Here is a 14,932-nt window from a genome sequence, read left to right as displayed (position 1 = left end):
CCTATTTCCGTAAACGGGCGGTCGGCTTTTCTATAACATTCCTAGGCCGGTGCAATATGTTCCCCCTTTCCTGATCCATATCATAGTATTTTGAACGGTACATGAATAATTTTAATCTATAAAAAAGTCATTATGCTAAAAATAGTCTTACCCACCGATTTTTCAGCTAACGCCCAAAATGCAATAGATTATGCCCTTTTTCTTTTTGAAAACGAAGAGTGCACCTTCTATCTGCTTCACGCCTATCACGACGTCCCATCGGCCCCTGGAACAAGGTTGGATGCAATAAAGAACCTAGAACGCTTGACACAACATACGGAAAGGAAAAACAACAATACCAAGCACCGTTTCCAAACCATATTCGAGACCGATTCCGTTTTGAATCTTATCAACCGAACGGCAATAGATAATGCGGTAGATTATATTTTTATGGGAAGCAAGGGATACTCTACATTGCACGAGGTCTTCTTAGGAAGCAATACGGTAGATGTCCTCAAATACCTCGCCCATCCATGTGCCGTCATTGCCGTACCCGAAGATTACGATTATGACCTTCCGGATACAATCACCCTTGCAAGTGATTACAAACATACTTTTACCCCCTCTGAAGTAGCCCCACTTATCGCCATTTCAAAACTTTGGAATACAACGGTTTCCATCGCACATATTCATACCGAAAAGGAACTGAGTGACGAGCAGAAAGCCAATAAAAGTGTTCTAAAACACATTTTAAATGAGGTCGATACTAATTTTATAGAATTGGAAATGAAAAATTCGGTCGCCTCAACCCTACTTTTTCTGGAAAAAGAAAACCCCAATATCGGTATGGTCTCCCTTTTAAATACAAAACACGGCTTCTTTCAAAAGCTACTACGGGAGCCTATACTGCGCAACACATGCTTTCAAACCCGGGTACCGCTGTTGGTTTTGCCCCAAATTGCCCCATAAAGGTTTTTAGAACTATGATGACAGCCTGATCAAAAATAAGGTTCCAGAAAATACGAGATGGCCGTGAATGGTATAAAATTTTGGCTACCATTGAGTTTATTAGCGATTACGAAGAGTTCTCCCCATTACAATTTACTGTAATACTACCTTAAAACCGTACCAGTGGCTTGGTTAAAAACGAAAGTTTAAATTCAACCAAGATCATGAAAGGAAAACGCATAAAATTCAGTCCCCGGTTCAAGGCAAATGTTTCCATTGAGGCCATTAAGATACGTTGCACGCCGGCCGAACCGAGAGGTTCAATGTCAGCGGTGTTATGATATCGAGATGGAAGAAAGAGTTTTTGGAGAACAGTTCCAAGGCATTTGGGGATAGTGCCCAAGAAAGGGGAAAAGAAACCGACAACGAGAAACCCTATGCCAAATTGGCCAGTTGAAAGTCGGGAACGACTATTAAAAAAAAGCTTCAAGAGAACAGGTCTGTTATGGAAAGGAAGCAATTAATAAGGAAAACGCCGAAAGGGATGAGTGCTGGCAGCCAATGTTCCATTTTACAGGTAAACCGTTCAAGCCTTTATTACCGACCGGGGTGTCTCCCAAAACCCTGAAGATTACGGGACCGATAGACAGGCACGCGACCACCTTCCTTGCCGAAGGGCTGCTCTCCTTGCTGAACATGTTGGCAGGAAAAGAATATGTGGTCAACCATAAATGGGTAAGACGTTTGCTCGGAAATATGGGGCACAAGACACTGTTCCCAAAAAAGCACCTGAGCCAATCGGGTCTTGCCGAATATAAACAACCTAGTTATATTGGTCTAATTAATGGCCAGTATTAAAATGTCAAGGGCATACAAACATATGCCTATTGTCTTTGTTTGATCCCTTCTTTGGTCAATGGTGCTGTCTAAACCTCTGTTTGTCGATTCGGAGAACCCAACCTAATTTCAGCTTAGTAAATTGGCTCAATGGGCGCTGCCAAAAGCCTAGACAAAATCTGAACAACTCATTTTTTTTGTGCATTGTGATAATGTCGGGTCCATGTTCCTCAAACGCGCCGAATCCCTCTTTTTTACATGTCTTCACATAGTTTGGGCCTATCTCGATCATTTAAAATGGGGAACAGCTTAGTGAACGCATGTTTCAGATGAGACCAAATGGTTTTATGGCCCTGGTTTTGGGTAGAAAACTACTGATGTTTTTTTTGATCAACCTCCGATCGTTAAATTGATGTCTAGTTTTTATCAAGTTTACATTTGATCAATCCTTTTATCAAATACATATTTTTGGCTACAATAATTCATTTATTCGCAATTATCAACCATAACTATTCTTGTTTTATCAGTTATTGATAATTTTTCTAAACCACTTAACGTAGCATTATGAAAAGAAAAAAACGTAAACTAAATTATTTAGTCGTGATTTTGCTGTTATTTAATTTCCTGGGGCATGGCAATTTACTGGCTCAGGAAACTGTTACCGGAAATGTAAAGGACGACGCAGGGGTTCCCATTCCAGGGGTTACCGTTATGGTACACGGTACGACCAGGGGTGCCGCCACCGATTTTGACGGAAATTTTGAAATCGAGGCAAGTGAAGGAGAGGTACTCGACTTCTCTTATATCGGTTTTAAGAAGGTATCAAAGACCATTACTTCTACTTCAACGCCCATATCGATTGTGATGCAAGAGGACACCCAACAATTGGACGAGGTGGTCATAGTAGGTTATGGTACACAACGAAAAAAGGAAGTGACCGGAGCGGTCGTCGGACTAAAATCCGATATTATCGAAAAGGCGCCGGTTTCCGACCTTGGGGAATCCATTCAAGGGCAGATAGCAGGTGTTAACGTCCAAGCGAGCGATGGTAGGCCCGGTGCTTCCGCAAACATTCAAATCAGGGGGCTAGGTTCACTATTGGGATCCAACACGCCTTTGTATGTTGTTGACGGCATCCCCTTTGAGGGCACCCCGAATATTGCCCCGGAACAGATCCAATCCATAGACGTTCTAAAAGACGGTGCTTCTGCGGCCGTTTATGGAACAAGGGCTTCCAACGGGGTTATCTTGATTACTACAAAAAGAGGGAAAGAGGGAAAGGTAGAAGTAGACTTTAGCACCTATACCGGGATCCAAAATATAACCTCCGGTATCCCTTTGATGAATACTACACAACAAATGTATCACGAAGAAATAATGTTGGAGGCCCTAGGAAGCGACCCGCTAATTTTCTTCTTCAATCCTGATGCGCTAAAATACGACAGTGACTATGTCAGCGCCGTACAGAACGACAATGCCCTTCTTAAGAATTACGTGGTAGGGGTCAATGGAGGAACGAAAGACCTTTCCATGAATTTCAGTGCCAACTACTACGATCAAGATGGTGTAATGATCAACTCTGGTTTTAACCGTTTGAGCACAAGGTTGAACACACAATTCACCAAAGGAAAGTTCAAGCTTTTCGGAAGCTTGGGCCTAACCTACGAAAACACTACCCAAGAACCTTGGGGACTGTATGAATATGCCGTTTGGCAACAACCATGGCAACCTCCTTTGAACGGCCTGACGCAAACAGGGGAAAACGAAGTAGTACTTCCTGTAAGAAACGCCATCGCCTATAGCTATTTGTCAAGTACATTGAAGAATAGCGATAAAAGAAAGGTAAAGAGCAACAATATTGCCATAAACATGGAATATGAGATTCTAGATGGCCTGACCTACAAACTCAACTTGGGCAGAAACAATTGGGACTACCAAAGAAAATTTCTTCAACCCCAATATTTGGTAACCAATCTCGATGGTTCCTTTAACGCTACGGCATCAAGGGAAGATGCCATACTATCTGAAGATTATGTTTGGAACGAGCGAAATACAATGGAGAACATATTGAACTTTAATACCGATTTCGGAAAACATAACTTCAATGCTACCGGGGTTCTCTCTTATGAGAAATTCAAATCGAAAGAAGTAGGTGTTGGGGTGATAGGTCTTTTAAGTAATGAGACCCCTTCCTTGGGTGCCGGACAAAATGGAATAACCCCGACCAGTTACGATTATACCAATACCTTAAGTGGTCTAATGGGAAGATTACAATATAACTATGACGGTAAATACCTATTCTCGGCGAGTATACGAAGGGATGGCTCCTCCAATTTTTCCAAAGAAAACAAGTACGGTGTTTTTCCGGGAGTTTCTATAGGATGGAATATTTCTGACGAAAACTTTTTAAAGAACAGCGACAAAATAAGCAACCTTAAACTAAGGGGTAGCTGGGCCGAAGTCGGAAATCAAAGTATTGCCGCATATTCTACCGCTACCCAAATAGAAACAGGGGTAAATTATCTGTTTGACGATGCCGAAAGCCTAACACCAGGTTATGTTCAAAGAAGAATTTCAAATAGCGACCTGAAATGGGAAACCAAGATTTCAAAAAATATTGGATTGGACCTTTCGATGTTCAATAACCGGTTTACCTTCACTGCAGACGTTTATGAAAACGAAAGAAAAGAGATGCTTCTTCCTTTATCGACACCTCCTTCCGCAGGAACAAGTCAGCCAAGGGACGTAGGCACGTACAACCCCATTTTCGTAAATGCAGGGGATATGACCAACAGGGGCATTGAACTTGCGGCATCGTACAAAGGGGGGCTGGACCACGAGCTTGTTTGGGACGTTTCGGCAACCTTTACGACAAACAAAAATGAAATCACCAACCTTAACGGAATCGAAAGGGGATACGGGGGCGCCCGACCATCCGTCACATTAGGGACGGGGGTGGACTACACCACCTTCAACGCCGTGGGCTACGAGGCCGGTGCCTTTTTCTTGGTAGAGACCGATGGTGTGATCAAGACCCAAGAGGAACTGGATGCCTATAAAACCATTTATTCCGGGGCCAAACTGGGCGATATGCGCTATGTAGACCAGAACGGTGACAATGTAATTGACGATAACGATAGGGTTTATAAAGGATCCGGCCAACCCGAATTCGAGATAGGCCTCAACTTTAACCTTGCCTATAAAGGTTTTGACCTCTTCGTTCAAAATTACTTTTCGGGAGGAGCCGAGATCTTTAACGGTTCAAGATATCTGGCCTATACAAAAGGAAGGCATCTGGAGCAATATAACATGTGGTCTCCACAAAATCCGAATTCGGATATACCGACATTCAGACAAGATTCGTACGGCAATAACGTACGGGCAAGATCAGATTATTGGCTGGAGGACGGAACTTATTTTCGGGTAAGGAATATCACTTTAGGGTATACCATTCCTTCTGAAACTACCTCATCCATCGGATTGAACAAGTTAAGATTGTACCTGTCCGCCATGAACCCTATTACCATAACCGACTATACAGGTTTTGACCCCGAAATTGGAGGTAACGGACTAAGCACCAGAGGCGTAGACATAGGCAACTATCCGGTAGCTAGGAGATTCCTACTCGGTTTACAGGTTAAATTCTAATAAAAAATTGAAACAAGATGAAAACGAAATCATTTAAACTTATTGGGTTGACCCTTCTTTCCATGGCTACCTTGCTTATAGGCTGTAGTGAAGACGAATGGTTGAACGAGGTTAATCCGAACACGATTACAACGGATATTTTCTGGGAAACACCGACACAGTTCAATTCGGCATTGACCACGGTCTATGGAGCAACACAATTTCAGGCTATCAGTGGTGGGGGTTTGCAATTTGAGATGATGTTGGGCGATGAAGCGGGCACCGAATCTTGGTACGGCCCCTTTGCTTTCAGAAATTTAACCTATAATGATGGGGCCAGTCAAATAGAAGACAAGTGGTCGCAACTTTACATCGGTATATTCAGGGCCAATCAGGTCATCAATAATATAGCGAATGCAGATGGCAGTCTGTTTTCCGAAGGGGAAAAAGAAGTAATCGAGGCACAAGCCAGGTTCTTAAGGGCCTTCTTTTACTTTGAAGTGGCACACACTTTCGGAGGTGGAATTATAAGGACGGAAGCGATCGAGGGTGTTGACAACCTACCTGGAAAATTTTCTTCAATAGAGGAAATAACGAACTCCATCATAATTCCTGATCTTGAATTTGCAAAAGCGCATTTGCCCCGCACTTGGGACGCCGCTAACAAGGCTAGGGTAACCTGGGGCACTGCCACTTCTTTATTGGGCAAGGTCTATTTATATGGTAAGGAGTGGTCTACCGCCGCCGGTCTGTTCAAAAGTGTTATCGATTCTGATATTTATGAGCTTACCGACAATGTAAATGACAACTTCAGACATGATACCGAGTTTAATTCAGAGTCTATTTTCGAAGTAGCCTACAGTGCCGATTTAAACCCCGGTGCAGGTGGGGATGCCGTTGACGACAACAGTTTTGAATCGGGTGCCGAAGCAAGTTCATTGGCCCGGGCCACGGGACAATTGAACTACGGTGCGTATAACACGGTATTGCCTACCTATTACATGCACGAATTGTTTCTTAGCGACGAGATAGACCCTAGCAATCCGGTCAACAACGGTTTTATACAGTCTCAAAGAATGTATGGGTCTATTGTTCCAAGTAATGCCGACGGTCTTTATTACGGCGATGAACCTGGGGCAAAAGGATGGGCCTATGGCCAAAGTAGTTATGTAAAAAAACATTCCAATTGGTATCATTTGACCAACGAGGACGGTTTGAGCCGATCAGGAATCAACTTTAGGCATATCCGTTATGCAGATGTGCTTTTAATGTACGCAGAGGCCCTATTGAATTCCGGAGGTTCTGTTGACCAAGCCATCGATTATATCGATATGGTCAGGGCAAGGGCAGGAGTTATTACCCTGAAACAATACCTTGCCGACAATGGCAATACCTTTCCCCAGCTACATATTAGCAAACAGGTACATGGTACCCAGCCCTATGTCGCCCCAACAGCGGAAAACGTTCTCACCCACCTACAACGTGTAGAAAGACCTTTGGAATTATGTTATGAAGGCCATCGATACAAAGATTTGGTACGATGGGGCATTGTTCAAGAGGTCTATGATGAGTTAAGGGCCGATGAAGAGTGGAGAATAAACAACTTTGAAACTATTGAAGAACAAGCGCCATTGTTCATTGTACAACATACAAGACCAGATTTTCTGTTCAGCTCACAGAACTATAATCCAGCCGAATTTGACTATTTCCCCATTCCGGCCGCGGAGCTTCAAACAAACGATGGTTTATAAACAAAAAAATAAAAATTATGAAACTAGGATATAAATTCAAATTGCCGACACTACTGGGCTTAGGCCTAATGATACTAGGGCTGTCCTGTGATGATGACCCTGCAGACGATGTCGCTTTACCAGAAACCAGCCATAGGGTGGTAATGACCTCCGAAATGGATTTTGACAATAAAGTGAACCTGAACGAAGACATCACTTTTGGGGATGTTTCCACAGGTGTGGAGAACAGGACCTGGACCTTTCCCGAAGGTGTTGTCGACATTGCCGGTTCCGACAATGACGCGACCTCTTCCGAAGCCACCGTTAGGGCCTATTTCAAAAAAATAGGTGACCATGAGGTAAAACTTCAACAAACGTTTCAGAGCGATGCCTATGTAGGTACCACCAAAATGGGCAAAGAACTGGACACTACTTTTATTGTTAGGGTTTTAGGAGCGGTAAAAGTTTCCATTTCCGCCAATATCGTAAACAGCGATGGAACTTTAGGAGATGCCCTTACCATAGGCGACAACGCTAAAAATGAAGTTATGGCCGGTTCTACGGTCAGGTACACAGTTGCTACCGAGGGAGAACCTGAAAATTATATTTGGACCGTGAACGGGGGCGACCCGGAATCTTCGGAAGTATTCGAGAATGAATTGGATGTAAAGTACAAAAAGTTGGGATCTTATGATTTTAGCTTTGCCGCGAACAGGGAAAGACCGGAAGGAGGAACCGAGGTCACCTATAAAAATCTAATCACCATCATTCCTTCCACAGAACCCGTAACCTTGGATGCCGTTAACGAAAAAGACGGGAATATAGCCTTGAACTTTAGTCGTGAAATGGAAGAGTCGACACTTAACCCAGAGGACTTTAGCGTAAGCGTCGTAAACGGTGGTGCCGATGTGCCCGTAACCATAGAAAGTGTTACCGTCGATCCTGATGAAGGTAATTTGGTAATCATTAAGTTGGCGGGCAATCAGATTTATAATGATGATACGGTTACCGTTTCCTATACCGCAGGAAGTATGGCTACTACGGATGCATACCCCGCAGAGAGTTTTACAGACCAACAGGTAGTATTCAAGGGAGAGAACATCTTTGAAGGAAGCGCTTTTGATTATAGCTTCGAAAATTACACTGCCGCAAATTGGCCATACCAATGGTGGGGAGCTCCTTATGATGGCTACACCTTTGAAATTTCAACGGCCCAAACCTATGACGGTGCCAAAAGTGCTTATGTAGAAATGCAGCCAAACGGGGGAATGATCATCGCCAATGTAGATTCCGACAATGCAGCCATACCCTTTAGCTTCGAAACCGGACAATGGTACGAAATAGGTATATGGGTATATGTAGAATCTGTCAACCCTCCCGACACAGGTGATATGTTCAATGCGGATGTGCGGTTTTTCTGGTTCCCCGATGTTGATTGGGGGGTAGGGCCAAATCCTGACCTTACAGCCATTCCTGCGGGTGAATGGGTCTATAGTTCACAGCTGGTACAGTTCTCTTCAGAGGCTCCACAAACCTTTTCGATCAGAGGATATAACGCAAGCAACACCACGGCTACCAGATTCTATATGGATAACATAAGTATATCCAAAGCAAGCTTGAGACCATAGAGAAATTGTTGAGTTAGTTTAATTGGAAAAAGGGTGTTTATTTAGTTAGACACCCTTTTTTATTATTAAACGTTTTACTCGCATGTACACCTCTAAACCCTCTTAAAGATTAATTATCAATATAAATGAGAAAGTGTTCGAACTTTCCAAGCGATCGGGAAACGTATATGAGGCCTACAAAGTGAGGGATATAGATAAACATTGGAGCACTTTAGTCATTGAAACTCTTCACAGACGAAAGCTAGCGGGGCCCGAAAGACTAACTTTTGCGTATTTACATCCTCATTTTAATTTTACCGGTTGTGTTCTTCATAGCGCTAAACTTTTAAAAACGACAACTCCCCAATAAAATAAAAGGTTTCTGTATTCATACAGGCGGAGAGACTTCCCGAGACCATGCTCGGGACGGGCTTCTCGCCTCTCCTTATTCTTTCACCCCACAAAACATCACCCACAAAAAAAGCCTCTCAGTTTCCTCAAAGGCTTCCCGAAATGTACTCTACAGGCTCCTCCTTAGCCCTAGCGCTACAAAATCCTAATTTTAGGCTCTTGTTTTGAGCCTTAATAATAAAATAACACAACTCATTTAAAGAAATTCATCAAAACCAAAGTACATCTAGATAATTTATTAAAAAATTAACAATTTATTACTATTTTAGTCGATTATAGACCGCTCCATTCTGAAAGACAATAAGCCAAATACCAACCTTGACTCCTTCTTACACCTATTGCAAAAAGGCGATCAAACTGCTTATGAAGCTCTTTTTCGAATTTATTATGATAAACTCTTACATATTGCCGAAGGTTATCTTGGTTCCGAACAAGAAGCCGAAGACGTAGTTCAAAGCCTATTTTTGAAAGTATGGGAGCGGAAACATAATTTTGGCGAAGTCACCAACCTCAACAATTACCTTTTCACCATGACCAAAAATGCTTGCCTAGACCAACTTAAGCATGAAAAGGTCAAAGATTTGTTTTCCAAAAACTACTCCGAGAAGAAAAGGGCCTTCCAAAATCAGTTCATCATGGATGAAACTGCTTCTTCCATTTTAGAAAAAGACTTGGAGAAGCGAATTAAGCTTGCCATCGAAGCACTTCCCCAAAAGTGTAAAAACGTTTTCTTGAAGAGTAGGGTCGAAGGCATGAATCACTATGAAATAGCTAAGGCCTTAGACATTTCAAAAAGAACGGTAGACAACCACATTTCCAATGCTTTAAAACACATGAGACTTCATCTCAAGGAGTTTTTGACCCTCTTTTTATAATATTTTTCGATTTCATTTAGGTATCCCCCCTTACTTAATCGTCTATATAGTATAATCCATACTATGGAGCACGAAACAATCATAAAATACCTGAACCACACGGCTTCTTCCGAAGAAGTAAAAGATGTGGAAGATTGGATCAATTCTTCCGAAAAAAACAAGGAGGAGTTCAACCGTCTCAAAGCCGAATATATCGTCTCTACTTTTGACGAGACCAAATATACTTCCAAAGTTGAAGAAGGGTACATCCAATATAGGAAAAACATCGCCCAGAGCGCTCTAGGCAAAAGGAAAAAACTTTGGGCCAATTCCCTGAAGTACGCCGCCATGCTCGCTATAGTCTTTGGATGCACCTACTTATATATCGATAGAAACCCATATACCCCTTCGCCAAAAGTTGTCTCGGATTGTAAAAAAGACAAAAAAGCAGATGTCATTACCCTTAAAATGGAAAACGGGACCGTTCAGGTCATCGAAGAAGATGGACTATCAGAGGTAAAGGATTCCAAGGGTAACATGATAGGAACCCAGCAAGGCAATAAATTAAAGTATAGCAACAAAGCCCCCCTAAACGAACTAACATACAACACCCTTACCGTTCCGTACGGTAAACGTTTCGACCTTATCCTTTCCGATGGCAGCCACGTGGTTTTGAATTCGGGAACTTCGCTTAGATATCCCGTAAAATTTATCAAGGATAAAAATCGTGAAGTATTTCTAACAGGCGAAGCCTTCTTTGAAGTAACAAAAAATAAAAAACAGCCCTTTATCGTAAATACAAACGGACTCAACATCAAGGTTCTAGGCACAAAATTCAATGTGTCGGCCTACCCTGAGGACAACTCTACAAACACGGTATTGGTCGAAGGTTCGGTAAAGCTTCGCCATAAGGATGTCAATGATAAGGAAACGTCTACCTTATTGACCCCTGGTCACTTGGCCTCATTGAATAAGGCGGACCGGAAAATAATGGTAGAAAATGCCGAAACTTCCATATACACCGCTTGGATGAACGGCGATGTGATTTTCAGGCATCTTTCCTTTAAAAACATCATAAAGAAGCTTGAAAGACACTATAACGTACACATTACAAACAAGAACCCTGAACTTGACGAAGAATTGTTTACTGCCAGCTTCAACAACAAAACCTTAGACGAGGTCCTCAAAACATTTAAAGACAATTACGGAATCGATTACACCATCGCCAACAACCAAGTAACTATTAACCCTTAAAACCAGAAACCCATATGAAATGACCCTTCTATAGAATTTACAGCTAGTGACACCTGACATTTGTTCATTTCAAATAAAAAATCGGAAAATGCGCTAACATTTCCCGATTAGGGTGTGGATAAATTAATAACCACATAACGAGACACAAAAGTAATGAAAAAACGAACCATCAATAGGAAATCTATTCCTATTAAGCTATGCTATGAAATGAAAATGAAAATAAGCATCATTATTTTGGTATTCTCTCTTTGTCAAATCCATGCAAATTCCACGTATGGACAAAATGAGAAGATTACCTTAAACCTTGAAGATGTTAGTCTGGAAAAAGCTTTGAACCAAATCGAAACTATAACAGATTACAAATTCATATATAAAGATAATGAGGTCAACTACAAGAAAAGAGTGACCATTAGCGTCACCCAAACCCCATTGTTTACCGTATTGGAAAACCTCTTATCTGAAACAGACATCAGTTATAAGATATCCGGAAAACAGATCGTACTTCGCAATAAACGGCTATTACAACCCAAGGTACCGGAAGAAGATACAGGAAGTAACCAACAAAAGTTTCAGGTCAGCGGTACGGTCGTAGACGACCAAGGCGTTCCCTTACCAGGTACTAACATTGTTGAGAAAGGAACCACCAACGGCACCCAGAGTGACTTTGATGGTAATTACGTACTTAATGTAACCGATGAAAACGCCAGCCTTGAATTCTATTATATCGGTTTCGCTACCCAAAACATAGCCATAAACGGGCGAAATGAGATTGACGTTGTCTTGCAGGAAAGTGCTTCTGGGTTAGAGGAAGTAGTCGTTGTAGGTTATGGTACACAGAAGAAAGTGAACCTAACAGGCGCTATAACCACTATCAAAACAGAGGAATTAAATGAGATTCCAACAAACAATCTGTCAAACACACTTGCCGGTCGCGCCCCTGGAGTGAACATCACCAACTCTTCCGGTTTATCGGGAGCCTCTTCAAGTATTCGAATTAGGGGGAGTTTTGGCGAACCCCTGTATGTAATCGATGGTATCGTAAGGGACAAAGAGGCCTTTGACGCCCTTAATGCGAACGAAGTAGACCAATTGAGCTTCTTAAAAGATGCGGCCACCGCTTCTATCTATGGATCTCGGGCCGGTAACGGCGTTGTACTGGTCACCACCAAAAAGGGTGTCGAACAAAAACCGGTTTTCAACTTTCAGACCTCCTATTCGTCTTCACAGCCTACACAGACCCTTCTTTCCGATCTGACTACGGCAACGGATGAACTGATCTATCAAAACCGTGTCGCCGAATTCAACGGAACAACACCTCCCAATGGAGATGTTGAATTTGACTATTTCAAAGATAAGAGCTACAACGTCAACGATTTTATTTGGAGAAACCCCTCAAGTCTTGATTATTCAATGAGTGTAGCCGGTGGAGGTAAGGCGGTAACCTATTACACCCTTGCCAGTTACCGCAGCGAAGAAGGTTCGTTCAAAGGACTTGATTACGACAAGTTCAACCTTAGGTCGAACGTCTCTGCCAAACTTTCAAAAAGTATAACCTTAGATGTAAATATAGCGGCAAGCCAACAAAACCACGATCGTTTTTACTGGCCTTTTTCCCCAGATGACGATTATGATGTCTCCGATTTATACCGGGTTACATTTAACTGGCCTAAGACCTATCCATTTTACACTGAAGCCAATGGCACTCCCAGCAACCAGATTACCGACTACCCAGTACAAACCCCTATGGGAAGCTGGTTGGCATGGAGTGTAATCGACCAAATAGTCGGTGATAGATATATCAAGACCAGAAAGAGACAGCTTAGCTCCATAATTTCCTTGGATATCGATTTAGACGATTTTGTTCCCGGACTATCCACTAAATTCGTAGGAAGCTATTTGGCGGAAGATTACATGCGTAAGCACTTTTTGACCTTCCAAGAAAACTACGTTTTCAACCAAGCCGATCCCGACGGAAACCGATTTATTCCCGCACCTCCAGACCCCAACAAAACCAACACCTTTACTTTCAGCCAAAATCAAGAATTTATAAGTTATAACATAAATACTTCTTGGGAATATCAGGCAGATTGGTTCATTAACTACAAAAATACCTTTGGCAAACACGGAGTGAGTGCCATGGTAGTATTCGAACAGGCAGAAAACGGTCTTTACGGGGCTTATGCCAAGGCAGAAGACCCGGTAACCAATTACGACCAAGACTTTGTATACTCGACCGATGCGGAACGACGATACGGAAGAGGATATGAAGAAATAGGGGCTAGACAATCAATAATAGGCCGGGCCAATTACGATTTTAAGGAACGTTATATCGCCGAATTTTCATTTAGGTACGATGGAAATACCTTGTTTCCCGAAGAAGGACGTTGGGGCTTTTTCCCTTCTTTTTCCGGTGCCTGGAGAATCTCCGAAGAGTCGTTTATACCTGAGACCAATTGGTTGAACGAGCTTAAATTAAGGGTTTCCTACGGTACCACCGGTAATGACTTAGATGTCAACAACAATAGAATATCACCGTTCTCTTTTATGAATACATACCAGAACAACGGCAGTTATATTTTCGGAAACGACCTGTACCGCGGTATAGGCCCCGGATCGACCCCCAACCCCAACCTGACATGGGCCACTTCCACTACATATAATGCAGGTATCGATTTTGAAACCTTTGGAAAGAAACTGGTGGGATCCATCGATGTCTTTAATAAAAAGGAAGTCGATATTTTAGGTTCAAGATTAGTAACCCTTCCTGATAATTACGGTCAGTCTTTAGCACCGGAGAATTACGCGGAAAGATCTTGGCGCGGCGGTGAACTTTCGGTCATGTGGCGTGATTTTTCAGAAGATGGAAAATTTAAATATTCGATATACGGAAATATAGGGTACGCGAAAGATCAATGGGACAAAATTGATCAAGACCCCATTTTCGAACCGGGTGGATTAAGGGAGTCCGAATCACAAATCGGACAACCCATAAACCGCATCTTCGGCTTAAAATCGATGGGTATTGTTCGTACACAAGAGCAATTAGACGGCCTTCTTGCCGATGGCTTTACCCAATTCGGTAGAGATCCTTATTTAGGGGGACTTTATTTTGAGGATATTAGAGGGGATGGCTATTCCAAGGGTCCGGATGGCAAAATTGATGGAAACGATTTTCAATTGCTTTCAGAAAATGCCACCCCTAGGATCAACTATGGCTTTGGCTTTAACTTCGGCCTGGGGAATTTTACACTAGATGCCCACTTTCAAGGTGTCAGCAATTACGATCGTATCATAAGCAACCAAGAAGGGGCCGGAATGCGGCAACACGGAGGTACAGTCCGTCCATACTACCCTATTTGGGCCAGTGATGTCTGGACTCCCGAAAATCCAGATGCCGAATACCCAAGGGTCGTAGGACGAAACTGGTATGAATCCGGTACAGGGGCTACCTCTTTTTGGATACATGACGGCGCTTATGTTAGACTTAAGAACCTAAACTTAGGATACAGCCTTCCAAGAGACATTGTCGAAACCATCGGCATCTCAAGCGCACAAGTCTTCCTCAACGGAACGAACATCTTCTCTATTTCAGACATTACCGAGTTTCATGATCCAGAACAGAAAAATTACGACTCCTACCCCGTAATGAAATCATACTCTATTGGAATGAACTTTAAATTTTAAT

The 14,932-nt window shown here is 42.5% G+C and carries 8 protein-coding genes; all 8 read left to right on the top strand.

Going from position 1 to position 14,932, the window contains the following annotated elements; all coding sequences use genetic code 11:
- The first annotated feature begins 132 nt into the window (after positions 1 to 132).
- The 8 genes from ZOBGAL_RS10880 to ZOBGAL_RS10840 all read left to right on the top strand — a co-directional run bounded on the left by ZOBGAL_RS10880 (position 133) and on the right by ZOBGAL_RS10840 (position 14,931).
- Positions 133 to 948: a universal stress protein gene (locus ZOBGAL_RS10880; RefSeq protein WP_013993657.1), complete on the top strand. Its 816-nt coding sequence runs from the start codon at positions 133 to 135 to the stop codon at positions 946 to 948.
- Positions 949 to 1,488: 540 nt separating this feature from the next.
- Positions 1,489 to 1,785 carry a hypothetical protein gene (locus tag ZOBGAL_RS10875; protein WP_013993655.1) on the top strand — a complete coding sequence of 99 codons (297 nt, stop codon included), beginning with the start codon at positions 1,489 to 1,491 and terminating at the stop codon, positions 1,783 to 1,785.
- Between the two features lie 543 nt (positions 1,786 to 2,328).
- The gene (locus ZOBGAL_RS10865; RefSeq protein WP_013993653.1) at positions 2,329 to 5,412 is read left to right on the top strand and encodes a SusC/RagA family TonB-linked outer membrane protein; all 3,084 of its coding nucleotides are present in this window, start codon (positions 2,329 to 2,331) and stop codon (positions 5,410 to 5,412) included.
- Between the two features lie 17 nt (positions 5,413 to 5,429).
- Positions 5,430 to 7,142, top strand: coding sequence for a RagB/SusD family nutrient uptake outer membrane protein (locus tag ZOBGAL_RS10860; protein ID WP_013993652.1), 1,713 nt, complete (start codon positions 5,430 to 5,432; stop codon positions 7,140 to 7,142).
- 17 nt (positions 7,143 to 7,159) lie between these two features.
- Entirely contained in the window at positions 7,160 to 8,749 is a 1,590-nt protein-coding gene (locus ZOBGAL_RS10855; protein ID WP_013993651.1) for a hypothetical protein, read from the top strand.
- 662 nt (positions 8,750 to 9,411) lie between these two features.
- Positions 9,412 to 10,014, top strand: coding sequence for an RNA polymerase sigma-70 factor (locus ZOBGAL_RS10850; protein ID WP_316932908.1), 603 nt, complete (start codon positions 9,412 to 9,414; stop codon positions 10,012 to 10,014).
- A 63-nt stretch (positions 10,015 to 10,077) separates the two neighbouring features.
- Positions 10,078 to 11,247, top strand: a complete 1,170-nt coding sequence (locus ZOBGAL_RS10845) for a FecR family protein (RefSeq protein ID WP_013993648.1) — start codon at positions 10,078 to 10,080, stop codon at positions 11,245 to 11,247.
- A 153-nt stretch (positions 11,248 to 11,400) separates the two neighbouring features.
- Entirely contained in the window at positions 11,401 to 14,931 is a 3,531-nt protein-coding gene (locus tag ZOBGAL_RS10840; RefSeq protein ID WP_197541285.1) for a TonB-dependent receptor, read from the top strand.
- The last annotated feature ends 1 nt before the right edge of the window (position 14,932 follow it).

Source organism: Zobellia galactanivorans, from assembly GCF_000973105.1.
GTDB lineage: Bacteria > Bacteroidota > Bacteroidia > Flavobacteriales > Flavobacteriaceae > Zobellia > Zobellia galactanivorans.
This window is presented reverse-complemented; position numbering and strand designations above follow the sequence as displayed.